The organism is Streptomyces sp. NPDC091972 (assembly GCF_044756385.1).
Classification (GTDB): domain Bacteria; phylum Actinomycetota; class Actinomycetes; order Streptomycetales; family Streptomycetaceae; genus Streptomyces.
In genome coordinates this window covers 315,697-341,043 of the sequence record NZ_JBIVSV010000009.1, presented here as the reverse complement: position 1 = coordinate 341,043, position 25,347 = coordinate 315,697, and the positions used below count along the sequence as shown (strand labels likewise).

The 25,347-nt window shown below is 69.0% G+C and carries 23 protein-coding genes and 1 pseudogene; 10 read left to right on the top strand and 14 right to left on the bottom strand.

Translation table 11 applies throughout. The features are described from left to right. Positions 1 to 235: 235 nt before the first annotated feature. The 3 genes from ACIQJT_RS26990 (at position 236) to ACIQJT_RS26980 (ending at position 2,730) form a co-directional block, all read left to right on the top strand. Complete coding sequence (locus tag ACIQJT_RS26990; protein WP_402647683.1) at positions 236 to 1,591, top strand: beta-1,3-glucanase family protein; 1,356 nt, start codon at positions 236 to 238, stop codon at positions 1,589 to 1,591. A 270-nt stretch (positions 1,592 to 1,861) separates the two neighbouring features. Further along, entirely contained in the window at positions 1,862 to 2,290 is a 429-nt protein-coding gene (locus ACIQJT_RS26985; RefSeq protein WP_365464373.1) for an ATP-binding protein, read from the top strand. Positions 2,291 to 2,331: 41 nt separating this feature from the next. Beyond that, the gene (locus tag ACIQJT_RS26980) at positions 2,332 to 2,730 is read left to right on the top strand and encodes a hypothetical protein (protein ID WP_365464370.1); all 399 of its coding nucleotides are present in this window, start codon (positions 2,332 to 2,334) and stop codon (positions 2,728 to 2,730) included. Between the two features lie 154 nt (positions 2,731 to 2,884). Here the strand turns inward: ACIQJT_RS26980 and ACIQJT_RS26975 are convergent, their stop codons facing one another. From ACIQJT_RS26975 to ACIQJT_RS26960, 4 genes are all read right to left on the bottom strand, one after another. Beyond that, entirely contained in the window at positions 2,885 to 4,213 is a 1,329-nt protein-coding gene (locus ACIQJT_RS26975) for a hypothetical protein (RefSeq protein ID WP_402647679.1), read from the bottom strand. 113 nt (positions 4,214 to 4,326) lie between these two features. Further along, positions 4,327 to 4,944 carry a hypothetical protein gene (locus tag ACIQJT_RS26970; RefSeq protein WP_402647676.1) on the bottom strand — a complete coding sequence of 206 codons (618 nt, stop codon included), beginning with the start codon at positions 4,942 to 4,944 and terminating at the stop codon, positions 4,327 to 4,329. Between the two features lie 64 nt (positions 4,945 to 5,008). Continuing rightward, on the bottom strand, positions 5,009 to 6,271 hold the full coding sequence (locus ACIQJT_RS26965; protein ID WP_402647674.1) for an MFS transporter: 1,263 nt from the start codon (positions 6,269 to 6,271) through the stop codon (positions 5,009 to 5,011). Between the two features lie 46 nt (positions 6,272 to 6,317). Then, on the bottom strand, positions 6,318 to 7,277 hold the full coding sequence (locus tag ACIQJT_RS26960; RefSeq protein ID WP_402647671.1) for an EamA family transporter: 960 nt from the start codon (positions 7,275 to 7,277) through the stop codon (positions 6,318 to 6,320). Between the two features lie 341 nt (positions 7,278 to 7,618). On the opposite strand from ACIQJT_RS26960, the gene ACIQJT_RS26955 reads away from it, so the two are divergent. Then, on the top strand, positions 7,619 to 8,506 hold the full coding sequence (locus ACIQJT_RS26955; RefSeq protein WP_402647668.1) for a LysR family transcriptional regulator: 888 nt from the start codon (positions 7,619 to 7,621) through the stop codon (positions 8,504 to 8,506). Between the two features lie 88 nt (positions 8,507 to 8,594). Here the strand turns inward: ACIQJT_RS26955 and ACIQJT_RS26950 are convergent, their stop codons facing one another. The 6 genes from ACIQJT_RS26950 to ACIQJT_RS26925 form a co-directional block, all read right to left on the bottom strand. Then, positions 8,595 to 8,918: a helix-turn-helix domain-containing protein gene (locus ACIQJT_RS26950; RefSeq protein ID WP_365464351.1), complete on the bottom strand. Its 324-nt coding sequence runs from the start codon at positions 8,916 to 8,918 to the stop codon at positions 8,595 to 8,597. Between the two features lie 212 nt (positions 8,919 to 9,130). Beyond that, on the bottom strand, positions 9,131 to 9,544 hold the full coding sequence (locus ACIQJT_RS26945; protein WP_402647666.1) for a VOC family protein: 414 nt from the start codon (positions 9,542 to 9,544) through the stop codon (positions 9,131 to 9,133). After that, positions 9,541 to 10,125: a dihydrofolate reductase family protein gene (locus ACIQJT_RS26940; RefSeq protein WP_402647663.1), complete on the bottom strand. Its 585-nt coding sequence runs from the start codon at positions 10,123 to 10,125 to the stop codon at positions 9,541 to 9,543. The genes ACIQJT_RS26945 and ACIQJT_RS26940 overlap by 4 nt, the downstream gene beginning before the upstream one ends. A gap of 533 nt (positions 10,126 to 10,658) precedes the next feature. After that, positions 10,659 to 11,855, bottom strand: coding sequence for an FAD-dependent oxidoreductase (locus ACIQJT_RS26935; protein ID WP_365464342.1), 1,197 nt, complete (start codon positions 11,853 to 11,855; stop codon positions 10,659 to 10,661). Positions 11,856 to 11,969: 114 nt separating this feature from the next. Further along, a complete protein-coding gene (gene sigJ / locus ACIQJT_RS26930; RefSeq protein WP_365464339.1) occupies positions 11,970 to 12,917 on the bottom strand; it encodes an RNA polymerase sigma factor SigJ in 948 nt (315 codons plus the stop codon). Positions 12,918 to 13,042: 125 nt separating this feature from the next. After that, on the bottom strand, positions 13,043 to 13,570 hold the full coding sequence (locus ACIQJT_RS26925) for a DinB family protein (protein WP_402647658.1): 528 nt from the start codon (positions 13,568 to 13,570) through the stop codon (positions 13,043 to 13,045). An 834-nt stretch (positions 13,571 to 14,404) separates the two neighbouring features. Here ACIQJT_RS26925 and ACIQJT_RS26920 point away from each other — a divergent pair. Genes ACIQJT_RS26920 through ACIQJT_RS26910 form a run of 3 tightly spaced genes read left to right on the top strand, consistent with a single transcriptional unit; the run spans position 14,405 to position 15,683 of the window. Further along, positions 14,405 to 14,872 (top strand): SRPBCC domain-containing protein, encoded by a 468-nt coding sequence (locus ACIQJT_RS26920; RefSeq protein WP_365464332.1) that lies wholly within the window; start codon positions 14,405 to 14,407, stop codon positions 14,870 to 14,872. Then, on the top strand, positions 14,869 to 15,225 hold the full coding sequence (locus ACIQJT_RS26915) for a winged helix-turn-helix domain-containing protein (protein WP_365464329.1): 357 nt from the start codon (positions 14,869 to 14,871) through the stop codon (positions 15,223 to 15,225). Before ACIQJT_RS26920 ends, ACIQJT_RS26915 begins: the two co-directional genes overlap by 4 nt. 14 nt (positions 15,226 to 15,239) lie before the next feature. Further along, positions 15,240 to 15,683, top strand: a complete 444-nt coding sequence (locus ACIQJT_RS26910; protein WP_365464326.1) for an SRPBCC domain-containing protein — start codon at positions 15,240 to 15,242, stop codon at positions 15,681 to 15,683. A gap of 51 nt (positions 15,684 to 15,734) precedes the next feature. Here the strand turns inward: ACIQJT_RS26910 and ACIQJT_RS26905 are convergent, their stop codons facing one another. Both ACIQJT_RS26905 and ACIQJT_RS26900 read right to left on the bottom strand, forming a co-directional pair. Continuing rightward, the gene (locus ACIQJT_RS26905) at positions 15,735 to 16,262 is read right to left on the bottom strand and encodes an AAA family ATPase (protein WP_402647653.1); all 528 of its coding nucleotides are present in this window, start codon (positions 16,260 to 16,262) and stop codon (positions 15,735 to 15,737) included. A gap of 113 nt (positions 16,263 to 16,375) precedes the next feature. Beyond that, positions 16,376 to 17,263 carry an SDR family NAD(P)-dependent oxidoreductase gene (locus tag ACIQJT_RS26900; RefSeq protein ID WP_365464319.1) on the bottom strand — a complete coding sequence of 296 codons (888 nt, stop codon included), beginning with the start codon at positions 17,261 to 17,263 and terminating at the stop codon, positions 16,376 to 16,378. A 71-nt stretch (positions 17,264 to 17,334) separates the two neighbouring features. On the opposite strand from ACIQJT_RS26900, the gene ACIQJT_RS26895 reads away from it, so the two are divergent. Beyond that, positions 17,335 to 18,261 carry a LysR family transcriptional regulator gene (locus tag ACIQJT_RS26895; protein WP_402647649.1) on the top strand — a complete coding sequence of 309 codons (927 nt, stop codon included), beginning with the start codon at positions 17,335 to 17,337 and terminating at the stop codon, positions 18,259 to 18,261. Between the two features lie 72 nt (positions 18,262 to 18,333). Here the strand turns inward: ACIQJT_RS26895 and ACIQJT_RS26890 are convergent, their stop codons facing one another. Continuing rightward, complete coding sequence (locus ACIQJT_RS26890; RefSeq protein ID WP_402647646.1) at positions 18,334 to 19,800, bottom strand: non-reducing end alpha-L-arabinofuranosidase family hydrolase; 1,467 nt, start codon at positions 19,798 to 19,800, stop codon at positions 18,334 to 18,336. 579 nt (positions 19,801 to 20,379) lie between these two features. On the opposite strand from ACIQJT_RS26890, the gene ACIQJT_RS26885 reads away from it, so the two are divergent. Further along, positions 20,380 to 21,807, top strand: coding sequence for an endo-1,4-beta-xylanase (locus ACIQJT_RS26885; protein ID WP_365464310.1), 1,428 nt, complete (start codon positions 20,380 to 20,382; stop codon positions 21,805 to 21,807). Positions 21,808 to 21,957: 150 nt separating this feature from the next. On the opposite strand, the gene ACIQJT_RS26880 is transcribed toward ACIQJT_RS26885, so the two are convergent. Beyond that, positions 21,958 to 24,504, bottom strand: coding sequence for a discoidin domain-containing protein (locus ACIQJT_RS26880; protein ID WP_365464307.1), 2,547 nt, complete (start codon positions 24,502 to 24,504; stop codon positions 21,958 to 21,960). A gap of 3 nt (positions 24,505 to 24,507) precedes the next feature. Between ACIQJT_RS26880 and ACIQJT_RS26875 the strand changes: the two are divergent. Then, positions 24,508 to 25,332: pseudogene (locus tag ACIQJT_RS26875) on the top strand (NUDIX hydrolase); the annotation flags it as partial. Positions 25,333 to 25,347: the final 15 nt, after the last annotated feature.

Below are 25,347 nucleotides of genomic sequence, written 5' to 3'. Positions count from 1 at the left end.
CACGGCGACGCCCCTCATTACGGCATCCACCGAACCGCGACACCCGTATCGGCGCTGCCGCCCACCGCCGCACCGACAGCCGAGCCTTCGGAAGTTGAAACCCTTCCCGGTCCACTCCCGCCGGATCCCTTGACACCTTGATGACATGACCCCAACACTCCTGGGCGAGAGAGCGCTCTCAAATCTGCTGTTGCTCCATCCCCCCCGCATGCCGTACGGCTTGAGGAGACTCCAGATGCAGAGGATCGTCAGCACCCCCACCAGCAGACCCCCGTCCGGCACCGCGCGCTCACGCGCGGCGCTCGGCCTGGTCGTCGCCCTGATCGCCGCCTTCTTCACCGCCCTGGCACCCGCGCCCGCGCACGCCGCGGACCAACTCCTGTCCCAGGGCAGACCGGTCGCCGCCTCGTCGACCGAGAACGCGGGCACACCCGCCTCCGCAGCCGTGGACGGCAACACCGGCACCCGCTGGTCCTCCGCCTTCGCCGACCCGCAATGGATACGGGTCGACCTCGGATCCGTCCAGCAGCTCAGCCGCGTGAGCCTCAACTGGGAGGCCGCCTACGCGACCGCCTTCCAGATCCAGACCTCCACCGACGCCAACACCTGGAACACCGTCTACTCCACCACCACGGCCACCGGCGGCACCCAGAACATCACCGTCTCCGGCAGCGGACGCTACGTCCGCGTCTACGGCACCGCCCGCGGCACCCCGTACGGCTACTCGCTGTGGGAGTTCCAGGTCTACGGCCCCGGCGACACCACTCCGCCGGACGACTTCTGGGGCAGCACCAGCGACATACCCCCCGCGCACAACGTCGTCCAGGTGAAGATCCTCAACCGCACCAACGGCAAGTACCCCGACAGCCAGGTGTACTGGAGCTTCAACGGCCAGACGCACTCCATCGCCGAGCAGCCCTACCTCGACATGCCGGCCAACTCCGCGGGCCGCATGTACTTCTACCTCGGCTCGCCCAACAGTCCGTACTACGACTTCATCGAGTTCACCGTCGGCAACAACGTCTTCAACGGCAACACCACCCGGGTCGACGCCTTCGGCCTGAAGCTGGCCATGCGCCTGCACAGCAAGGACGGCTACGACGTCGAGGTCGGCGAGAACCGGCAGACCTTCGCCGAGGACCGCGCCACCACCTTCCAGCGCTTCACCAACGCCGTGCCGAACGAGTTCAAGGTGCTGGCCCAGACCCAGGCCCCGTACCGGATCATCGCGCCCGGCAGCGACCCGAGCTTCCGCGCCGGCGGCGCCAACGCCAACTACTTCACCGCCTACGCCCAGTCCGTGGGCGTGAACGCGGCCACCTCCGACATCTTCGGCTGCGCCGCCTCCCTGGCGAACAACCCCGACATGTGCGCGGCCCTCAACCGCCACGTCGCCACACTGCCGGCCTCCCAGCAGTCCGACCCGGCACAGTTCTACAAGGCGGCGCCGGCGAACTACTACGCCAAGTTCTGGCACGACAACGCCATCAACCACCTCGCCTACGGATTCCCCTACGACGACGTGGCGAGCCAGTCCTCCTTCGTCTCCCACGCCGACCCGCAGTGGCTCCTGGTGGCCGTCGGCTGGTAGACCGCACGTCAGGAGGCAGCACAACACAACCTGTCCACTGAGAAATTGACTCCGCTTCAGAGGGTTGGGGCCCTCTGAAGCGGTTCTCATTCCCGGATGTCGACCGCGCGCCGCCCCCGAACCTGCCCTTTCACGAAAGAGTCCGGTCCTTCTGTTTCCCGATTTCGATCACGTCCGCGAGGAAAAGCGTCGTCATGCCTGTTGTGCCGGGGGCCGGGTACACGGTGCGTGCACGCGACGTCTGGCGGGTCGAGGAGAGGAAGTCGCACAGTGGCGGTGAAGGCGATGGGGTGGGCGCACTCGTTCCCCATGTCCGAAGGAGTGCGTGTCGGCAGGGAGTGGACACGCAAGCGTCTTGAGTCCCTGCCGTGGACCGCCGCGGAGCCGGAGACGGTGGACGCCATCGTGCTGGCGGTGTCCGAGCTGATCACCAATGCGCACGTCCACGCACACAGTGACGCGTACCTGGTTCTCACCTGGGACGGTGACTGCCTACAGGTGAGCGTTCACGACGAGGACCCGTCGCTGCCGCGGCAGCGCGAACCGGAGCAGGGCGCGGTATCCGGCCGCGGGGTGTCCATCGTGCGCAAGCTCGCCGATGAGTGGGGCATGAGGTGTCAGCGGCACGGCAAGACGGTGACGGCGTGTTTCCGTCCCGCGGACCCTGCCGCCGCCGCCCGTGCAGAAGACCGAAGTTGAGATCCACTCACCGGTGAAGCCCACTGTGGAGGACAGGCGTCATGAATCTGGCACGCGGATCAAGTGACGACCCGTACGCCTGGCTCTGGATCCTTGCCGCTCTCGCACTGTACGCACTGATCAGCTACGGACTGACCTACCGTGCCCGCGTCCGGCGCGGTTCCGTACATCCGGCTCGGGACGCGGTGCACGACCTCAAGGACCGGGAGGACCCGCAACCGCCCAGACAGCGGTTCGTCAGTCGCGTGCTCATGCTGGGCGGCGCAGGTCTGACGGGTCTGGCCGCCGCGATGACCAGCGGAGCCGTAAGGATCGTGGCAGTCGCAGTCACGGCCGCCGTGACGGTGGTGGCGTGGGCGTACTACGACTACCGCACGCAACGGCGTGCTCCGCGCAGCGGTGAGACGGAGTCCGGGCCCACCAGGACGGCCAGGCACTGACTTGAGAGGCGGGGGCGGGCACTCAGCGCCTCGTCTCGTACCTGGTCAGGAGAAGTCCACCGGGAAAAGGATGTCCACCAAGAATCATCAGTCAGGCCACGCCGAGCGGACAGTGCCCAGCGCCGTGCCCTCGCTGCGATCTACGGCCGGCTTCTCAGGAAGGTAGTTGTGTCGTCGCAGGCGGAGTGCCTGCCGCGACGGCTTCTTCGCCCTGGGGCTGTGCCTGCGCCGCATTGATGGCGGCTCGAAGCTGAAGCCAGGTCGGATCCGTGGGGTCGGCCTCGGTCGTCGTCGCCAGATCGTCTGCTTCCCAGGTGCGGGTTCCGTCCGTCACGACAAGGTGCGACTCCAGGTCGTCGACGTCCTCCGGAACCTCGGTGGTGGTCGCCAGGAACGTGGCGGCCGCAGCCCTGGAACTCTCCTTGCCCGCAGTGAAGTTCTGCTTGGCGCCGGAGAGCACGGACAAGAGCACCAGCTCCCCCGTGCTGTCGGCCACCAGGAGCTCACCGGTCGCAGTGGCAGCGAGCGCGGTCAGTCGGGATCCGGTCAGCACATCGTGCTCGACGGCTTGCCGGGTCTCGAGGTCGACCTCGACCTCGACCAGCGTCCCCGCGGGCGTTGCGATCCACAGCACACCCGGTTGTGCCCCGAAGGCAATGTTGTGACGCGACCAGGCCTGCATCTGGTCGAGCCACTCCTGCGGGTACGGGTAACCAGGGCTGGGGTCGCCGAGGGTGGTGGCCAGAACCCGGCGCAAGGACGGAAAGCCGAAGACCTCCACTGAGTTGTCGTACGCGTTGCCACGAATCGCGAAGTGACGTCCGTCCGCGCTGAAGAGCGGAGTCTCGTAGCCGTCGCAGTCCAGGATCAGTGCCCGGCGGAGCGGCCGCATCACGGCGGACGCGGTCCCCGTTTCGACTCGCGCGAAGAGGCAGTGCGTGGCTCCTTGGTCGCTGGTGAGCGTGGCGACAAGGCCGCCGCCGGGGTGCAGCGTCACTCCCGTGTCCCAGGGCGGTCCGGCCTCGACGGTTCCGGAGGCAAGGTCGAGGATGTCCGAGCTCTCCCACCCGTCGCCGTCGTCGCGGCAGGACGGTGAACCCCAGAGGCTCTGTCCGTCGGGGCTGAAAGCCAGACTGCGGTAAGAGGCGGTGGCCGGAGCCCCTTCCGGCTCGCGGACGCCCGCGGGAGTCCACTGCCGCAGTCCGTCCTCCCCTGCGACGACAAGCAGTGGCCGGTCCGGGTGCCACGCCACCGCAGGCGTCCGCTCGGCCCGTTCCCAACCGAAGGCGTCTCCATAGGCGTTCGAGGTGAGACCCACCGTGCCGAGTTCGCGCAGCCGCCCCTGGCCGCAGTCCCAGATGTGGACGGCCGGACGCTCGGAGTCCGAGCAGGCCACCAGTGGCAGCCGCGGATGGCATCTCATCTGTTCGGCAAAGCGTTCGCCACCAAGCAGCCCACGAGCCACGATTTCGAGATCGGTCACCCCCGCACCGTAGTCGTCGCTCGCCTGCGCGGCGAGGCCCCACCTACCGAAGTCCTGGAGCGGCCCGGCGCTGATCACGGCTCCTCCGTCCGTACGAGCTGGAGAACCTCCGGTCAGCGTCGGTACATCTGCCACATGGCGAGTTCGTTGTCGTGCGCTCGCAGTCGTGCGACGGCTTCCGCGGGGGTGCGCCGCTCGGTCAGTTCGTAGAAGAAGAACAACGGGGCGAACACGCTCGCGTATCCGAAGGGGGCTCCGCGGGGGGCGATGTACGTACCGGCGCCGGCGTCGAGGAAGGCGTCGGCGAGGCGAGGGTCCCCCGTGTCGCAGCCGGTGACGAGGGTGACGCTGCCTGGCAGTCGGAAGTGTTCGCGTACCTGGTCCGGCCCGACCGGCCCGTTGAACGGCTGGTACCTCGCCAGTTCTTCGGCCACTCCTTCCAGCAGAATGCGTCCCTCGTCGCCGTGACAGGACAGGATCACGTACGGTGCGATCGGTCTGCTGCCGTCCAGTGCGGCCACCAGATGGCGGGGCTGACCGACCCGCAGATGGTTCACCCGGATTCCGAACACTTCCAGCCCGTCACGCAACGCATGCGCGAACCCGCTCTCGACGTCGATCAGGTCCACCTCGGTCCAGGCCAGCCGACCGGCCTGGACCTCGCGTATCCGCGACGGCCGCTGAGTCGCCAGCCAGATCTCTTCGTCTTCCGCTCCGTCTTCGTGCGTCACGCGGCCACGATGTCACGGCCGCGCACGTCGACACCGCCGAGAACGGGACTGCTGTGGGAGCCGCTCATCGGCTGCTGGTACCAGTCGCCGACTGCGCGCCGTCGCCGTCCGCGGGGACCTGGAGATCGGAGAGCGCGCTCGTCGAAGTCCGCTTCTCCCGACCGGTGCCGAGTCTGAGAAGCAGTGACGCACCAGCCAGAACCACTCCGAACCAGATGACGCTGGTGACACCCACATGGTCCACAAACAGTCCGCCGAACAGCGCTCCGAGCGCGATGCAGGTGTTGTACGCCATCGTGTTGAGCGACATCGCGGCCTCGAACGTCTCAGGTGCCGCGGCCAGCGTCATGTTGATCTGGGAGAGCTGCACCGCGCCGAAGGACAGCCCCCACAGGACCAGCGCGACGACGGCGCCGGACTTCCCGTCACCGACGGTGCGAAGCAGCAGCAGGGCCGTCAGAATCCCGACCAGGCCGACGACGAAGGTTCCCCGGAGGCTCCTGTTGACGGTGTATCCGGCGACGAAGTTCCCGATGGCGCCGCCCACACCGAAGATGATCAGCACCGCCGTGATGAAGCCGGCCGGGACGGATGCCTCGTCCTCCAGGTAGGGGCGCACGAACGTGTAGGCACCGAAGTGGCCGAGCACGAAGAAGACGACGATGAGCAGCACCGTACGGAGCTGTCCGTTCGTGGCCGGCAGGCCGAAGACCTCCCGGACCGGCACCGCGTTCTCCGACGGCAGCGAGGGGATGACCGCCGCGACGGCGAGGAACACCAGCAGGCTGAGGCCGGCCCAGAGGGCGAAGGTGGTGCGCCAGTTCGTGTGGGCTTCGATGACGGTGCCGAGCGGGATTCCCACGACCGTGGCGATGGAGATGCCGGACATCACGACCGCGGCGGCCCGGCTCGCGTGGCGCTCGGGCACGATCCACATGGCCATGCTCACACCGATGGCCCAGAACACGCCGCTGGCGAATCCCATGCACAGCCGGGTCGCGAGGATCAGCGGGTAGTTGGGCGACACGGAGGTGATGAGGTTCCCCAAGGCCAGCACGGCCAGCAGGGTGGACAGCAGAAGGCGTCGGTCGACGCGCCTTGTCCAGGCGACGATGAACGGTACGCCGAGCCCGGCCGCGACGCCCTGTGCGGTCACCATGAGGCCTGCGACACCGACGGAGATGTCGAGGCTCCTGCTGAGCGGCGTGAGCAGGCCTACGGGCATCAACTCGGTGGTGAGGAAGACGAACAGGCTGGCGGTGATGGCGGCGACGCCCAGCCAGCCCTTCACGGCCGGGTTCGAACTCTGCTTTGACTGCGGGGACATGACTGCTCCAGCGATCTGATGAGGACAGGGAGGTGCGCACAGGGCGTCACGAACCGGCTCCGGTGCGGCCCGCTGTGGCTTTCGGTTCGTGCACCGCGGAGTCCTGCCGGGTGGGAAGCCCTTCGGTGGTCGTCGTCGTGCGCGGTGTGGCCTGCCGGGGCTGCGCGAGCACCACGGCGAGGAGGATCAGCACAGTGCCGACCACCTGGGGCGCCGCGAGCGTCTCGTGCTCGAAGGCGATGCCGAGGACGGTCGCCACGATCGGGCTGCCGAGGGCCAGGAAGGAGACCGCCAGGGCCGGCAGCTTCTCGATCCCGCGGAACCAGAGCGTGTAACTGATGACCGCGCCGAGGGAGATGAGGTAGGCGAACCCGACGAGGTTGGTCCCCGTCAGGGAGGTCGGCAGCCCTTCGACGGACAGGGTGAAGGGCAGCGCCACCAGGCCGCCCGCCGTCAACTGCCAGCCGGTGAAGGGAATCAGACCCACACCTTCGGGCCGGCCCCAGCGTTTGGTGAAGGTGATGCCGGTGGCCATGCAGGCAGCGCCGCCCAGTGCGGCCGCCACGCCGGCCAGGTCGAGGGCCGCCGGTCCCTTGAACACCAGCAGGACGACACCGACCGCGCCGAGACCGCAGGCCATGACATGTGCGGCGCGAGGTCTGTCGCCGATGACGAGCGCTGCCAGGATCAGCACGATCATCGGCTGCACCGCCATGATCATCGCCGCGACGCCGCCGGGCAGACGGTAGGCGGCGACGAACAACAGCAGGTTGAATGCACCGATGTTGAGCGTTCCCAGGACCAGGGACCGCCACAGCCACGTGCCGTTGGGCAGGGTGCGGGAGATGAGCAGCAGGATCAGGCCCGAGGGCAGCGCCCGCACCGTGGTGGCGAGCATGGGACGTTCCGGTGGCAGCCATTCCGTCGTGACCAGGTAGGTGCTCCCCCAGATCGCCGGCGCAAGCGCCGTCACACCCGAGACGAGGAGTTGCCGGCCACTGTTCATGGCGCACTGGCCTCCGCTTCGGAAGAGCTGTCATCGCCAACGCGGAGGCCAGGTAACGGATTTGCGTTCAGGTCGGATTCCTTGACGGCAGCCCGTCGAAAGGAAATCGCTCGTGACGGCCCGAAACTCGTATCGGCGGCGACTTCTGCCGACCGTGATGGCAGATGGGGCATGGGAAACCGGTCCTTCCGGTCAGAACGAGGAATTCGCCACCCGGCTCCGGTGCGCCGACGTCGCGATTCGGCGGGGCGGTGTGGCTCCTTCACATGGTGGACCGGTCGGCATCAATGAGTCCAACACATGTTTGTCATCTCATTTATCGTGGTGCACGATGGATCACCATGGAGCTGCAACAGATGCGCTACGTGGTCGCCGTCGCCGAGACGAACAGCTTCACCCGTGCCGCCGAGCGCTGTCTGGTCGTCCAGTCCGCCCTCAGCCATCAGATCGCCCGGCTGGAGCAGGAGTTGGGCGCCAAGCTCTTCGAGCGCACCACCCGCCGGGTCCGGCTCACACCGGCCGGTGCGGCGTTCCTTCCCGCCGCCCGGCAGTGCCTGGAGTCCGCCGAACGCGCGTCACTGGAAGTCGCCGCCGCCATCGGTGAGGTCCGCGGGGAGCTGGCCGTGGGCGTGATCCCGTCCGTCACCGCCGTCGACATCCCGGGCGCGCTGCGCGACTACCACCAGCGCTATCCGCAGGTGCGCATCAGTCTCCGCGTCGGCGCCAGCGACGACCTCGTCGACCAGGTCAAGCAGGGCACCATCGAGGTCGCCTTCCTCGGGCTGCCGACGACGATGCGGCCCCAAGGAGTCGGTGTGCGGGAGCTCGCCCGGGACCGGCTCGTCGCCGTCGTCGCCCCGGATCACCCTCTCGCCGCCGAGCCGACCGTCGACCTGCGGCGGCTGTGCTCGGAGGTGTTCGTGGACCTCCCGGCCAAGACCGCCGGCCGCGCCCAGTCCGACCTGGCCTTCGCCGCGGCGGGCCTGGTCCGCGACGTGGCGTTCGAGGTGACCAACGCCGACTTCCTGGCCCGGCTGGTCGGGCAGGGTCTCGGCGTGGCGATGCTCCCCTCCGCCTACGCCGCCCAGCTCAGCGGCGTGACCACCGTCGAGGTCGTCGACGCGCCCGCGCGGGTGGAGTACGTCATCTGGCGCGCCGGGAGCCGCACTCCGGCGGCGACCGCCTTTCTGCGGGTCCTGGACATCCCGGACGTGGACGCCACGGCCTGAGTGCGGCTCGGCCGTGTCGTCAGGCGTGCGCCGGACCCACTGGTCGCCTTTCACGTGCTCCCCGCCGGACCGCTGTCGGCTTTCCTGGTCAGTCCGTGGGCTGGTCCGCAGTCACCACAGCCTCGACCAGACCGGGGAACCGACGGTCCAGGTCCTCCTTGCGGAGGCGCATGTAGAGCCTGTTCCCGGCATCTCGCTGATGGACCAGGCCCGCCTCGCGAAGCACCCGCCAGTGATGGGTGCGGCTCGACTTGCTGACCGGCAGGTCGAAAGAGGCGCAGAGCCTCTCCTCGTCCGGCCGGGCGGCCAGTTCGGCGATGACCCGACGACGGTTGTCGTCGGCGAGAGCCAACAGGATCGGCCCGATCCGCAGATCGTCCGCATCAGGGTGCGGCAACTCGCTCGACGCCATCACTTCACCTCTCGACAAGGTACGCCCGCTGCCGTACCTTCCATAAAGGTACGCCGCTAGACGTACCTTACATCTGGAGGGGTCATGTCCACACCCGTGTCCTCGCGTCGCCGGGCCCTGCCGCGTCTTCGCTGGTTGCTGCGGCGGGTCCTGCTTGCCGAGCACTCGCCCTTCATCACCCTCTGATCAGCGCTTCGCGGAGCGTGGCGCTCTCACGCGAAGTCCGCTGCGGTGAGGCCGTCGGGATGCCCGCTCGGCCACTCCACCAGCTCGATCCGATAGCCGTCCGGGTCCGTGAGCCACGACGTCCTCGGGCCTTGGGTGCCGCCCGGGTACTGGAGGGGGCCGGGCGTCAGGCCGGCTTCGGTCAGCGTCCGGAGGGCGGTGGCGAGGTCGTCCACCTGGATCGCGAGGTGGTCGAAACCGCTGCCCACGTCGACCGGTCCGGCGCCGGGTCGGTGGACGAGTTCGAGTGAGGCCGCCGGTTCGTCCGGGAACTTGAGGATCACCAGGCGAGCCCCGTCACCGGTCTCGACTCTGCCCAGTTCGGCGTAGCCCAGGGCTGTGTAGAAGCGGAGCGAGCGGTCGAGATCGGTGACGCGATAGCCGACGAAGAGCGTCCTCACGCCGCCCCCTCGGACCGGCGCACCCGGTAGCGCAGATGCGTCACGCCCCGATCCTCGAGCCGCCGCACCGGTTCGAGTTCGATGTGACCGGTGCCCAGGTGGTCGAACAGCCGGCGGCCGGCTCCGAGGAGGACCGGCACCAGGTGGATCTCCATCTCGTCCAACTGCCCTGCCCGCAGGAGCGCTTGGGCTGCCTGTGCCCCGTGGACCATGACCGCACGGTCGCCCGCGGCCGCGCGCGCCAGACGGGCACAGTCCTCGACATCGGTGACGAAACGCGCGTGACCGGGGGGCACGTCGCCGTCGTCGACCTGGTGGGTTAGGACGAAGATCGGCACGCCGTCGTGGTGGTCGCCCTGCCAGCGCCCGGCGAGTTCGAAGGTCCGACGGCCGGAGATCAACGCGCCGGTCGCCAGCGCCTCGCGGTACACCTGGCCGCTGGGACCGTCGGACTCCCGGTCGTCGAGCCAGTTGAAGAGCCGTCCGCCGTCGCGTCCGAGCTCCTGCCCCGGCCGGTCGTCCGGTCCGGCGATGAAGCCGTCGAGCGACATCGACATGTACAGCCGAATCGGATTGCTCATCCTGGCCTCCCTCTCTCCACCGTGACAACGCGATCCGGCTCTTCCTGATCGGCCGACGGTGCGGGTGTGTCGAAGGGCAGACCTCAGGCGACCGGCGAACTCATCGGTCCGGCCGCGCCGGCCCGCTGCCGGACCGAGCCGAGACGGCGGCCCGCTGCCCGGCTGAACTGACACCGCGACCGGCTGCCCGGCCGAGCCGGGACCGCGACCCGCGACCCGGCTGAGACGGCAGGAGTCGTGGGGCCCAGCCGGGACGGTCCGCCGGGACCGTACGTCTGCACCATGCCCCCGGCGTCCGGGACCACCTGGCGAGCGTCATGCGGACCGGTGAGCCGCAACCCCTCGTCGCAACCCCCTCATCGCAACCCCCTCGTCGCAACCCTCTCGTGAGGGCCCGCTGCTTCCCTCGGCTCCGGCGCCGTCGTAGCTTCCACGTCCCTGCGACGGACCAGGTCAGCAGGGCGGTCACCGCGCGGCACGGAGAACACCGGAGCGGTCCGGGTCCTCCGTGCCGCGCGTACGGCCCCAGTACCTCACGCCGCCACCCGTGCCGTCCCCTCCGATGCCGGGCGGCTCGCCACCACCCGCCGGCGCCGCACCGGCATGCCCATGGTCGGGTTGGCGACCCCCCATGCCGCGCCCTTGCAGACCAGTTCCTTGTAGCGGGCCGCGAAGCGGCCGGTCAGGGCGCGGTCCACGGCGCGGTCGTCGGCGGTGACGAACTGGATCAGCCCCTCCTTGCGTCCGAGCGAGATGCACTGGTTGAAGTAGCGCAGCGGGGCGTTCGGCAGCTTGCCACCGGTCAGCCGGGCCGCGATGGAGTCGGCGGCCTGCCAGGCCATCGGGGTGCCCGAGGCGCAGGACATGCGCAGCGGCTTGTCGCCGGCACCGAGGGCGTGGCCGGCGTCGCCGATCGCGTACACGTCCGGGTGCGAGACGGAACGCATAGTGCCGTCGACCACGATACGGCCGTCGTCAGCCAGTTCGAGGGTGGTGGACGCGGCCAGGGGGTGGGCCGCGAAGCCCGTCGTCCAGACGGTGACGGCGGCCGGCAGCGTCCGGCCGTCCGAGGTCGTGACCTGGTCCGCCCCGACCGCGGTCACCGTGGCGTTCTCGTGCACCGTGATGCCGAGCCGGTCGACGACCTTGCGCAGGTGCGCACGGCCCTTCGGGGAGAGCCAGTCGCCCAGTTCGGCGCGGGTGGCAAGGGCGATGTCGAGGTCCGGGCGGGCCTCGGCCACCTCTGTCACGAACTCCAGGCCGGTCAGGCCGCCCCCCACGACGAGGACCGTCTCGCCCTCGGCCATCCCGGCCAGGCGCTCGCGCAACCGCAGCGCGCCGGGACGGCTCGCGATCTGGTGGGCGTGCTCGGTGACACCGGGGACGCCGTGGTCGTTCCCGGCGCTGCCGAGGGCGTAGACGAGGGTGTCGTACGACAGCTCCGCCGTGCCCTCCGCGCCCTGCACCTTGACCGACTTCCCGTCCACGTCGATCGAGGTGACCTTGGCGAGCCTCACCTCGACGCCGGTACCGGCGAACATCTCGTCCAGCGGGCGGGGCTTGAGCTCCTGGCCCACGGCCAGCTGATGCATCCGGACCCGCTCGACGAAGTCCGGCTCGGCGTTGACGAGGGTGATGGTGACGTCGTCCCGGCGCAGCCGCTTGGCGAGCCGACCTGCCGCGATCGCTCCGGAATAGCCGGCGCCGAGGACGATGATCCGGTGCTTCATTCGCTTACTCCTGTCCGCACGGGTCCGGTGCCTTCTGGCCCGGTCACGCCCCTTGAACCGGGCAGCCCGTGGATTCCTGACAGAAGTGGAGAGTGACCTGCGTCACATGACGGGTCAGAGGGCTCCGGTCACGACCGGAGGGCCGAAATCGCCCGCCGCCCATCGCTGTGTCGCGCGCTCCAGCTTGTCCGGGTTGACCTGGCTGCGCACCGCGACAACGCCTTCGTCCGTCCGCTCCAGGCACATGACGCCGAAGACCCGCCCGTCGACCACCGCGACGATCGCGGGGCCGCCGTTGGCCGTGGTGGCGTAGAGATCGGGCGAACCGCCGACCAGGTCCCGCTTGGCCGGGGCCGGCTTGAACAGCCCGCGCAGGAACTTGGCCACCGCGAGTGCGCCCTGTACGGCACTGGCCCGGGCCGGCACCTTCCCGCCGCCGTCTCCGACCACGATGGCGTCCGAGGTGAGCAGCTTGATCAGCGGTTCGGTCTCACCGCTGGTCGCCGCGGCGAGGAACTCCTCGACGATCCGGCGCGCGGCCGCCTCGTCGATCTCCGCCCGCGCCCTGCCCTGTGCCACATGCTTCTTCGCACGGTGGAAGATCTGCTGACTGGCCGCCTCGGTGAGATCCAGCATCCCGGCGATCTCCCGGTGGGAGTACGCGAACGCCTCACGCAGCACGTACACCGCGCGCTCGTTCGGCGAGAGCCGCTCCAGCAGGACCATCACGGCGTAGGACACCGACTCGCGCTGCTCGGCCGTCTCCGCCGGGCCCAGCATCGGGTCCCCTTCGAGCAGCGGTTCGGGCAGCCACTGACCGACGTAGGTCTCGCGGCGCGCACGGCCCGACGAAAGCTGGTTGAGGCACAGGTTGGTGAGCACCTTGGTCAGCCAGGCTTCCGGCACCTCGATGCGTGCGACGTCGGCAGCCTGCCAGCGCAGGTAGGTCTCCTGCACGATGTCCTGCGCCTCACTCGACGAGCCGAGCATGCGGTAGGCGATCGCCTCCAGCCGCGGCCTGGCCGCTTCGAACCGGTCTACGTCGCTGAGAGTCAGGGCCATGCCTTTGATCTTATCGAGGGGCCCGCGCTTTCACGGCAGCCCGGCAGCACTGGCGGCAGGAGCGACGGATCGCGTGGTGCCGCGTCACGAACGCCCGCACACGACAGGGCGTTGCACCGGGAGAGTCAGGTCAGCACCAGCCAGCGGCGGCCGTCGATCAGTTCTCGCGCCGCGTCGAGGTGGCCGGCGTGGCACGCGGACTCGGTGATGACGTGGAGCAGGACGTCTCGCAGGGTGTGCAGGTGCGGTTCACCGAACAGGTCGTGGGGCCACCAGGCCGAGGGGGCGTCGACGGGGGTGGCGGCGATGACGGCGTCGGCGAGTTCCGCCTCCCGACGGTAGAGGTCGAGCACCTCGTCTGCCGACACGTCCGGCGCCACCCTCCACGCCTCGTCACCGCTGGTCAGCCCGCGAATGACCTCCTCGTCCCCGGCCACGACCGCGCGGAACCAGAACCGCTCCACATCCAGCGCCAGGTGCCGGACCAGCCCCAGGCAGTGCCACCCGGAAGGCAGCACGGACCGTCGCAGATCCTTCGCGTCGAGCCCGTCGAGGATGCCGAGGACGTGACGCCGCTGTCCGTCCAGAACCCGAAGCAGCGCCCTGACCTCACTGCCCGGCGTTGTCTCGCTCAGATTTCCGGTCACGGTCATAGAGGGTCCACGAAGTCGCGAGTCTCTGCAGGGAGTTGTCCGAGATTCGAGGCGTGCAGTCGTGCCGCTTGTCGATACGTTCGGATCTCATGGAAGGTTGCGTTCGCTTCTGAGACAACCTCTGGGTGGCGGACCTCAGGCCGCCGAAATGGGTGGTCCGCCGCACAAACCGCTCAGTACGGTGACCTGGTGTGCTTCTACGCCATGACCTACTACAAGCTGCACTACGCGTGTGTCTCGTGCCGCGTCAGCTTCAAGCAGCATCCTCGCCCCCAGCGGGAGCACAAGTGCCCGAACTGCGCTCAGCCACTCATCTGCGCTGGTCATGACTTCGCTCCCCCGCCCAGGCGCGACGTCCGCGGGTGGTCCGTGGTGACTGCGGTGTTGCGTGAAGGTATGCGCTACGAAGGGCGATCGGCCTGCGGATGCGGCAAGGAGCCCAAGTACCGCCCGCGCACACGGGCCGGGCTGCGGGCCCGGCGGATCGTTGCCGCACGGGACGGGCTACCGCTGTCCGAGACTTTGTCCCGACCGGACCCGCTGACGCCGACTCCGTCGACGTGCTGACCTCGTACCCGAGCGAGTGAGGCACCGATGCCCGATGCCGACTGCTACGACGCCGACGCCGACGCCGACCAGGAGTACTCGGATCCCGGCCGGGCCAAGCCGAGCGGGCGACGCTGAGTTCCTTGACCTGAACTGCTGACGCCCTCCGCTGAGGGTGGCCCCAGTACCACGGAACCGGATCGCACGACAACGCAACTGAAGGTTGCACATCATCCGACCGGTCGGCTAGATTGATGTGCAACCAAACGTTGCAGAAGGCAGGCGAGCATGGAGTACGGAACGATCGAGCGGGAGATCCACATCGACGCCTCACCCGAGGTCGTCTTCGAGGTGGTGAGCAGTCCCGAGCACCTGCGCGAGTGGTGGCCGGACGAGGCGGAGTTCCCCGTGACGCCCGGAGGAGCGGGGCGGATCGGATTCGGGGACTGCTCGCAGGGCGGCACCTGGGTGCAGTTCACGGTCGTCGACGCGGTGCCGCCGCGACTCTTCTCCTTCCGGTGGACCCATGAGGAAGGGGAATCGGCCGCCCCCGGCAACTCGAACCTGGTCGTCTTCGAGATCGAGCCCGCGGGGACGGGGACGCTCCTGCGGATGACCGAGAGCGGGTTCCGCGAGCGCGGCTGGGACGAGGCGAAGGTCGCCGCCAGGTACGCCGAGCACACCACCGGCTGGGACTTCTACCTGCCGCGGCTGCCGGCGTACGCCGAGAAGGTCGGAACCGGGGGCCGGGCGTGACAGTGGACGACGACCTCTGGTCGGCGGTCGGCGACCCGACCCGGCGCCGGATGCTCGACCTGCTGCTCAGCGAGGGCAGCGGGACGGCGACCAGCCTCAGCGAACGACTGCCTGTGACCCGTCAGGCGGTGGCCAAGCACCTCCTCGTCCTGGACCGGGTCGGGCTGGTGCACGGCACCACCGCCGGCCGCGAGAAGCAGTTCCGCGTCGATCAGGCCCAGCTCGCCCGTGCCGTCGCCCAACTCGCCGATGTCGGTGCCGCCTGGGACTCCCGTCTCCAGCGCATCAAGCGCATCGCCGAGACGGTCCAGCGCGGCAAGGACACGGAGAACGAGACCGGCAAGAAGCAGTAGAGAGGAACACGGAGATGGCAGACATACTTCACCGCATCGGCGTCGAGCACGCCTCGCCGCGGCAGGTGTACGACGCGCTGACCACCCTGGACGGCCTGTCCGGCTGGTGGACCGAGAAGACGTCCGGCGAGACCGGCGTCGGTGGCGTGATCGAGTTCCGGTTCGGGCCGGGCGGCTTCGACATGAAGGTCGTCGAGCTCGATCCGGGGCGGCACGTGCGCTGGGACGTCGTGGACGGACCGCAGGAATGGATCGGCACCAGCGTGCAGTGGGACCTCCGTCAGGACGGTGACTACACGATCGTGCTGTTCAAGCACGAGGGCTGGCGGGAGCCGGTCGAGTTCATGCACCACTGCAGCACCAAGTGGGCCACCTTCCTGCTGAGTCTCAAGCAGCTCCTGGAGACCGGGGAAGGCGCCCCCGATCCGCGGGACATGAAGATCAGCGACTGGCACTGACCCGGCCGCGGTACGAACTCCTCGTGCTGCTGCCGGGAACTTGACCGAACGTCAGACCACAAGGGAGGGCCACCGGTCGGTGGCCCACTCGGGCCAACTCCGGGAACCCTCGGGCGGGTCGTCCATCCCCCGTCCGTCGAGTTCCTCGGCGTCCGGTTCATCGAACAGCGCCCTCCAGCGCACGAGGTCCGCCTCACTCATCAGAAAGGTCTGATCCGGGGTCGTCGACTGGCGGTGGGCGATCCTTGCTCGCTGTGTCTCGACATCCACCGGCACGTAGACAATCCGACAGGACGCCCCCGCGGACCTCGCCAGCCAGCGGATCGCGGACCTCTCGTCACGCGACCAACATCCGAAGTCGAGGATCACGTCGGTCCCCAGCCGCAGCGCCTCCAGGGCGAGCGAGAGGAACCGTCCTTCCAGGACGGCACGCTTCCCGCCCGCCTCCGGCTCGCCGAACAGCGCAATCATCCACTCGTCAGGCGTGAGTCGGAGCGCATGGTGCTCCTCGGCCAGCTGCCGGGCTCTCGTGGTCTTGCCGGCCCCCGGCAGGCCGACCGTGAGGAACAACGTGGTCACACCCGGATCGTTCAGGGAAGCCCCTCCGCGGACAACTGCTTTTCCACCGCACCACCCCTGACCGTCCTCCCCTTCCTCGCGCCCGTGCGCGATGGGGTGCCCATCGGGCGCGTTCAGGGTGTGAGGAGCCGGTCCTGCTCCACCGGAGGTGTGCCGTCGTACCAGTTCAGGGCCTTCCCGAAGCGGATCAATTGGCCGTACAGGGCCGGGTCGGCGCCCTCGGCGAAGATCAGGTCGAGCACGGCCCCGGCGGCCCTGGCCGGTGACTGCGCGTGGCTGTAGTCGCTGAACCACGGGCGCGAGGTGGCGGTGTCGACCATGCCGGGGCACACGGACGCGACCAGCGTGCCGGTGGCGAGGTCGCCCTCGCGGCGTGCGGCGGCGACGGCGCGTACGGCGGCGACCTGAGCCACTTTCGAGGGCACGTTCAGCCACACCGGCCAGCCCGCCTCCTGCGCGGTCCCGTGGTGGACGGCACTGCGCCAGGACTCGACGGCGCGCTCGACCTCGTCGAGGCTCGCGCCGTCGAACAGGTGGCGCAGGCGGGGGTCGAGATGGCCGAGGGTGCCCAGACTGCTGGCCACCACGAGGAGCCGGCCGCCCGGGCGAAGGACGGGGCCGAAGGAACGCAGGACCGCGTGCGTGGCCGTGTTGGACACGTCGATGAACTCGTCCGCCCGCTCGGCCTGCGACTCGTCGGGCAGTACGCGGGCCACCGCGTTGGAGATGACGACGTCGACTCCGCCGTGCGCGGCCCGGAGCTCTTCGGCGAGGCCGGCGATGGCGCCGATGTCGGTGACGTCCAGGACCCTGCCCTCGACGCGGGCGCGGGTACCCGGGAGGCGGACCACCTCGTCGGCGGCCTCGGCCACCCGCCGGTGACTGCGCCCGGTCAGCAGGACCAGGTCGTCCGGGCTCATGCGGGCCGCCAGTCCCTCGACCAGGGCACGACCGAGTCCTTGGTTGGCGCCCGTGACGAGGGCGATGCGGAATGTGTTCATGTCTGCCACGCTAGGAAGCCCGAGTCCATGAGTCCAACGAAAGTCACGCACGGCTAGCATGCGTAATCGTCATGGACTTCACAGACGTGTCACTCACCGCGCTGCGCGTTTTCCGCGCCGTCGCCGAGCAGGGGACCTTCACGGCGGCGGCCGCGTCCCTGGGGTACACCCAGTCCGCGGTGTCCCGCCAGATCGCCGCGCTCGAACGGGTCGCGGGCGCCGAACTGCTGGAGCGGCGGCGTGACGGCGTACGGCTCACCCCGGCCGGCCGAGTCGTCATGCGCCGCGCGACGACCGTGCTCGACGAGATCGACGCGACCGCCCGCGAGCTGTCCGGGCTGCCCGGGCAGGCCGGGACGGTCCGCCTGGGGTGGTTCCCCAGCGCGGGTGCCGTCCTGGTGCCCCGCGCCCTGTCCGCACTGCGCCGCACGGACCCGGACCTGAACGTCGTCGGCCGGGAGGGCAGCACCCCGGCACTGGTCCGCGCGCTGCGGGCGGGCAGCCTCGATCTGGCCCTGCTCGCCTCGGCACCGCCGTTCCGGCCGCCGGACGCCGAGTCGCCCGCGCTCGTGCTGCTGACACTCACCGAACGCGCCCTTTGCCTTGCGGTGCCCGCCTCCCATCCTCTGGCCCGCGGGGACCACGTCGACGCGGCCGACCTGCGCGGGCAGCGATGGATCGCCGGTTCCTCCGCGGGAGAGGACAAGCTGATGGGCGTGTGGCCGGGCCTGGACGAGCGGCCCGAGATCGCGCACACCGCCCGCGACTGGCTCGCCAAGCTGCACCTGGTCGCCGCCGGCTGCGGACTGACCACGGTGCCCGCGGCTCTCGCCGCCGCCGCGCCACCGGGCGTCCGTGTCCTGCCCGTCCGCGGCGGCCCCCAGGAACAACGGCGCCTGCTCCTGGCCCGGCTCCCCCAGCCGATGACCGAACCGAGTGTCCGTGTGGCAGCCGCCCTTCGCGCGGCGGCCCTGGACTCCGCCGATGCCGGTGACTGACGCGGGCGGGCTCGGCCTGCCGCCGAGCCCGCCCGGGTCGGCTCCCAACGGGAGCCGGCCTGTGTCGTGCTGTCAGCGCTGCAGTGTCAGCAGCCCCGGACGGTAGGGCAGGAGGCCGTAGTCACCGCCCGAGTTGGGGCTGCGCCCCTGGTAGAGCAACTGGAGGTTGCAGGGATCGACCGTCATGGTCTGGTCGGCGCTGGTGCGGATCAGTTCGCCGTGGCTGATGTCGTTGGTCCAGGTGGCACCGCTGTTGGCCTTGCCGGCGAAGGGATTGCTCTCGGTCGCCGCCTGGGGCGTCCATGAACCGTTCAGGCTGGTGGCCGTGAACGAGCGGAAGTAGCGGCCCTGGGAGCCGATCGCCTCGACGATCATGAGGTAGCGGTTCTGGCCCTGCAACTTGTAGACCTGCGGGGCTTCGAAGAGGTTGTTCGTCGTGTCGCTCATGACCACGGTGGAGGTCGAGCCGAAGCTGCCCGGGAAGTTCCCGATCGGCATGCTGGCCCGGTAGATCTTCCCGTTGTCACCGGCGAAGAACAGGTACATGTTCGTCCCGTCGCCGATGAGCGTCTGGTCGATGGGACCGGTTCCGGAGCCGGAGATGCTCCCGGAGAAGAGCACCTGAGGGGAGGACCAGCCGTTCGGGTTGGTGGGGTCGCTCGACGTCCGGTAGGAGAACGCGGTCCCGCCCCACTGGTAGGCGAGCACCCAGATGTTCTTCGGCGCGAAGTAGAAGAGCGTGGGCGCGACGGTGGAGGACGACATCGTGTTCTGGCCGGCCGAGGCCATGTCCGACCAGTTGGTGAAGGGGGTGAAGTTCATCGAACCCCAGCTGGTCCCCGTGTCGTGGGTCGTCGCGTAGACGAGTTGTTTGCCGTTGTACGGGACGACGGTGAAGTCCTTGAGGGAGACCCACCCGGACTTGGGCTGTGCCAGCGCGCCCGTCGATGTCCAGCGGTACGACGACGGCAGGTCGCACCCACCGGGGGTGTCGCCGCCGACCTTGACGAGCTGCCACTGCTGGTTGGTGCCGCCCCAGTCGTCGTACTGGACGATGTTCGCGTTGTCGGCGGTGGAGGCACCCTGCACTTCGAGGGCCCTGTTGCTGTGGCGCGATATCAACCGCACATAGCCGTCCGAGCTGTCCGCCAGCCGCCACTGCTGGTTGGTGGCGTTCAGATCGGTCCACTGGACGATCGAGCCACCGTTCGCGGTGGACCAGTTGTAGACGTCCAGCACCTTGCCCGAGTGGCGGGACTTGATGCGGAAGTAGCCGCCGCCGGAGTCGACGAACTGCCACTGCTGCTGGGCCTGATCGTTCCTGGTCCACTGGGTGATGCGGGCGCCGTCACCGGTCGCCAAGTTGTAGACGTCCAGGGCCTTGCCGCTGTTGCGGTTGACCAGCACGTACGAGGCGTTGGGGTCGACCGTCGCCGCGGCGGCGGGCTGGGCTCCGAGGAAGGTCGCCACCAGCAGCAACGGCGCGAGGACGGCGAGCAGGCGTCTGAGGGGGACCGTGGACGGGTGGCGTAAACGCATCTGGGGGCCTCCTTGGGGGCGGGGCGAGGTGGCGTCGGCACCGCACAGCACCGTGCCGCGGATGCATGGATCGATCGAAACATTCGATGTGTTCGCCAGATCCTTCGACGCCACAAGCTAGGAATAAGGGGTCCCTCGGTCAAGGTCTGCGGCCGTTCTGTCTGCAAACAGGCCCTCCCTGCCGGGTGGGACGAGCTGTCACGCCGAGCAGGACCGCACGGAGTGCGGTGCGACCCGAAGCTCCACGGCAAGCCCTCTGAACAGGGACGGAAGGGTGAACGAGCTTCATGGGCCCTCTTGCCGTGGTCGCGCCTTGAGCCTCGGCCCACCTCTCAGCAGTGGCGCCGGAGGTTTCACGCCCATTCCAACCGTGCTTCGAATGTTTCGAAGAGAAAGGTGAAACTTTCTCTGTGCCACGTATTGACGATCCACCGTCAATGCATCAATGTTCCGAATCCGAGGATCGACCAAGTATCGATATTTCGAACCGCGTTGGCCCTGCACTCACATCACACGCACGCCGAACGCCTTCCCCTGCGCACCAGTCATTCCGTGATGTCTACTTTTGGAGGCACAGCCATGGGTCTGACTGCCCTACCCGGACACGGTGTCCGCCGGAAGCACACTCTGCTTCTGGCGCTGCTCATCGGCGTCCTCAGCACAGTCGCCGCACTGCTCGCACCTCCCCCCGCACACGCTGCCGAAAGCACGCTCGGCGCCGCGGCGGCACAGAGCGGCCGCTACTTCGGCACCGCCATCGCCTCGGGCAGACTGGGCGACTCGGCCTACACCTCGATCGCGGCACGTGAGTTCAACTCGGTGACGGCCGAGAACGAGATGAAGATCGACGCCACCGAACCGCAGCGGGGCCAGTTCAACTTCACCTCCGGGGACCGCGTCTACAACTGGGCCGTGCAGAACGGCAAGCAGGTCCGCGGACACACCCTGGCCTGGCACTCCCAGCAGCCCGGCTGGATGCAGAGCCTCAGCGGCAGCACCCTGCGCCAGGCGATGATCGACCACATCAACGGCGTGATGAGCCACTACAAGGGCAAGATCGCCCAGTGGGACGTCGTGAACGAGGCGTTCGCCGACGGCAGTTCGGGCGGCCGACGCGACTCCAACCTGCAGCGCACGGGCAACGACTGGATCGAGGTCGCCTTCCGCACCGCGCGCGCCGCCGACCCGGCTGCCAAGCTCTGCTACAACGACTACAACATCGAGAACTGGACCTGGGCCAAGACCCAGGGCGTGTACAACATGGTCCGCGACTTCAAGCAGCGCGGTGTGCCGATCGACTGCGTCGGCTTCCAGTCGCACTTCAACAGCGGCAGCCCCTACAACAGCAACTTCCGCACCACGCTGCAGAGTTTCGCCGCCCTCGGCGTCGACGTGGCCGTCACCGAGCTCGACATCCAGGGCGCCTCGGCCTCGACCTACGCCGCCGTTACCAACGACTGCCTGGCCGTCTCGCGCTGCCTCGGCATCACCGTCTGGGGCGTGCGCGACATGGACTCCTGGCGGTCGGGCGACACCCCGCTGCTGTTCAACAACGACGGCAGCAAGAAGCCCGCCTACACCGCGGTCCTCAACGCGCTCAACGGCGGCACCTCCACGCCCCCCACCGGCGGCGGACAGATCAAGGGCGTCGGCTCGGGCCGCTGCCTGGACGTGCCGAACTCCAGCACCACCGACGGCACCCAGCTCCAGCTGTGGGACTGCAACACCGGCACCAACCAGCAGTGGGAGTCCACCAGCGCCGGCGAGCTCAGGGTCTACGGCAACAAGTGCCTGGACGCCGCCGGGACCGGCAACGGCACCAAGGTCCAGATCTACAGCTGCTGGGGCGGTGACAACCAGAAGTGGCGCCTCAACTCCGACGGTTCCATCGTCGGCGTCCAGTCCGGCCTCTGCCTCGACGCCGTCGGGGCCGGCACCGCCAACGGCACCCTGCTCCAGCTCTACGCCTGCTCGGGTGGAAGCAACCAGCGCTGGACCCGTACCTGACGCAGACCGACAGGACGAGTGGCGGCGACCGCCCTGACGTCCTCGCCGGTGACACAGCGGGAAAGGACAATGCTGCGGGCCGCAGTCGCGGCCCGCAGCACGTCGGGTTCGGTGTTCTCGTCAGTGGCGGGCCGGGTCACCGGCCGCCGGTCACGGGAACTGGGTGATCTTGGACGGGATGGTGTCGGTGCCGGAGGTGGGTGCGCCGGTGTCGTTGACGACGTGGGCGTACTGTCCCTTGCCGCCCAGCGAGATCACCTGGATGCTGTGCAGCTTGATGCCGGCCTTGACGGGGACCTGGAAGCCGTGGTGCTGCACGATGGAGGGGTCCGAGGTGTAGTTGCAGTAGCTGCCCAGGCCCCATGCCTCGTGGACGTTCACCGTGTCGGCGACCTTGTAGGCCGCGTAGCCGACGATGCCGTCGTGGGAGATCGCGGCGGCGTTCGGCGCGTCGTAGGCCTTCTCGTTCTGGAAGAAGATCGTGCGCCCGCGTTCGCCGTTCCAGAGCACGTCGTACTTGTTGAAGTGCTCCACGAACAGGCCGGTGGTGAGGACGTCGTCGCCGTTCACCACGAGTCCGTAGTCGGCCCGGTTGGTCTCCCAGCCGACGCCCTGGCCGTGGTCGGCGCGCCAGATCCACGTGTGGTCGACGACGACGTCGTCACTGTTGACCACGACGGAGTTGGTCGCGAGGCCCGGGCCCGCGCCGCCGATGCGGATGAACACGTCCTGCATGGTGGTCGGGTTGGCGGAATGGTCCGCTGCCGCGCCGGCCGGCCCGATCTGGAGCAGGGTGTCGGAGCGGCTCGCGCCGGCGTCGATCAGGAATCCGGCGAGCCGGACCCCGTCGACGTCCGCGACGTGCATGGCGTCGATGCCCCCGTCGGGCACGATCGTGGCCAGGCCCAGTCCGAGCACCACGGTGTTGGAACGGGTGACGTTGATCGTCTGGTCGAGGTGGTAGACACCGGGGGTGAACAGCAGGTTGAGCCCCTGGGCCAGCGCCTGGTTGATGGTGGCGGCCGTCGCGCCCGGCTTGACCACGTAGAACTGGCTGAGCGGGAGCGAGGTCCCCGCGTTGGCCGGCCAGGACACACCCCGGGCGTTGGTGCGCTTGGCGGGCACGAACACCTTGTAGTCGTTGCCGTCGAGGTAGAGGAACGGCTTCTCGCGGGAGATCGGCGTCGTGTCGAGGGTGGTGTACGGGCCGGTGTCGAAGTTGGTCGCGGGTGCGCCCTGGACCCCGGAGAACGTCATGTTCCACACGCCGTTGGTCCAGCCGCCGACGGAGCTGTCCCGGGTGTACCACTGCTGCTGGGAGTACGGGCCGACGGTGCCGTCGATCTTGGAGTCGGCGATGTATCCGCCGGAGGCCCAACCGTAGCCGTTGGGTGCCAGGTTGAGGCCGCCCTTGACGTGGATGCGACGGAACGGCGCGGCCTGTGCCACCGCCCAGCGGTCGGTGCCGTTGGACGGAGTGATCGCCAGGTTCTCCGCCGAGCGCCAGAAGTTCTGGGTGGCGTTGCCGTTGAACCAGCCCGCGTCCACGGTGATGTCACCGTTGATCTGGGTGTCGTCGGGGTTCAGCCCGAGCCCTGAGATCGAGGTGTAGAAGCCGAGTTGGGCGTTGATGCCGTTGTAGGTGCCCGGCTTGAGGAGAAACTGGTAGCGCCCGGAGCCGAACTGCGCCGACTCCTGCTGGGTGAAGACCTGGTCGAACTTCTGCTGAAGGTTGGGCGTGGAGGGGTCGACGACGATCACGTTCGGGCCCAGGTCCCCGCCGCCCTGGATCGGGCCACCGGTGCCGCCGGACGTGGTGTGGACGGCGAACTCCCAGAGCGAGTAGCCGTAGGCAGTGCCGCGGGCCGTGCCGAGGACGCGGACGTAGCGGCCCGTGCCGCTCACGTCGTAGGAGGCGCGGCCGCCCGTCGCGCCGGTGACGGTCTTGAGGGTGTTCCAGTTCTGGCCGTCGGCGGAGGCCTGGAGCTGGAAGTCCTTGCCGTAGGCGGCTTCCCAGTTCAGGTCGATCTTGCAGATGTCCTGGGACGAGCCCAGGTCGACGCGCAGCCACTGCGGGTCGGCGGCCTGGCTGGACCAGCGGGTGGAGTCGTTGCCGTCGACCGCGGCGGACGCCGGGGTGCCGGCGTTCTCCGTCGAGGACGCCGAAGCGGTCTTGCCCTGCGCCGAGTTGGTGGTCGAGCAGGCGGCCTGAGTCGCGCCGGGAGTCCCGAACACCTGGAACTCCCACAGCGAGTAACCCCACGGGGTGGCCCGGTGGACGCCCTGCATGCGGACGTAGCGGCCCTGGCCCGAGACGGTGAGGGTGTCGGTGCCGCCGTCCCCGCCGGTGACGGTCCGGACGTCGGTCCAGGAACCGCCGTCCGGCGAGACCTGGATCTTGTAGTCCGCGGCGTAGGCCGCTTCCCAGTTGAGGACGACCTGGTTGATGGAGGCCGTGGCCCCCAGGTCGACCTGGACCCACTGGTCGTCGGTCGCGGCCGAGGACCAGCGGGTGCCCATGTCGCCGTCGACCGCGGCGGCCGCGGGCGTTCCGGCGTTCTCCGTCGACGAGGACGCGGCTGTCCTGCCCTGGGACAGATTTGCGTCGGCCGCGACCGCAGGCGGTGGTGCGACAACAGGAAGAGTGATCAGCGCCGCCGTACTGGCGAGCGCGACACCGAGAGATCTGAGGCCCATGCCATGTTCCCCTGGGGGTGGATGAAGGATGGTCACGAAAGGCCGTGCTGTGGTGGTCGTGCGGGTGCGCAAAGTTGTCCAACGTGCAACGAACTTGTTGCGCCACTTAGTTCACGTCTTGATTTAAATGTTGACCGTAGTGATTGGGCAACCCCTCGGACACCGGAATCCGTGCAAGTTGTGGAGACCGCAGGGGCCTTGACGCCTCAGCAGCCTTCAGCGGGTGACGCCACGCGGCCCTGCCTCCGGGAGCGGGAGGCGGATGCCCGTCGTCTGCGCGGGCGGCGTCGACCGGCGGGCGGCTCCGTGACCGCCGCCCCGCATGCCCACGGCCGGGCTCGGTCGCGACCGGGACTGTCCGGGCAGTGGGCCGGAAAGCACACCGAGGTGTCCGACTCCGGAAGTTTGCCACTCGCGGTCGACAGCCGCGGCAACGCCCTGGTCACGTTCGTCCGCGGGCCGGAGGAAGCGCCACCACACGACGCGCCCCTGCCGGCGTCGCCGGCCGCCCTGTGGCACCACGACCGCGTCCTCATGGCCTTCGATCGCCGGCGTCGGCACTGGGAACTGCCTGGTGGGTGCGTCGAGGCCGGGGAGTCCCCTCGGCAGGCGGCCGGTCGCGAATTGCTGGAGGAGAGCGGGCAGGTGTCCGACGGGCCGTTGCGGCTCGTCGGTTACGCGCGCTTCGTTCTCGCCCCGGACCGTCGAGCCGAGTACGCGGCTCTGTTCGCGGGCCGCACCTCCCGTATACGGGCTTTCCGCGCCAATGAGGAGATCGCGGCGATCCACTGGTGGAACCTCCGGGAACCCTTGCCCGGAGCCGTTCAACCCCTGGACGCCCAT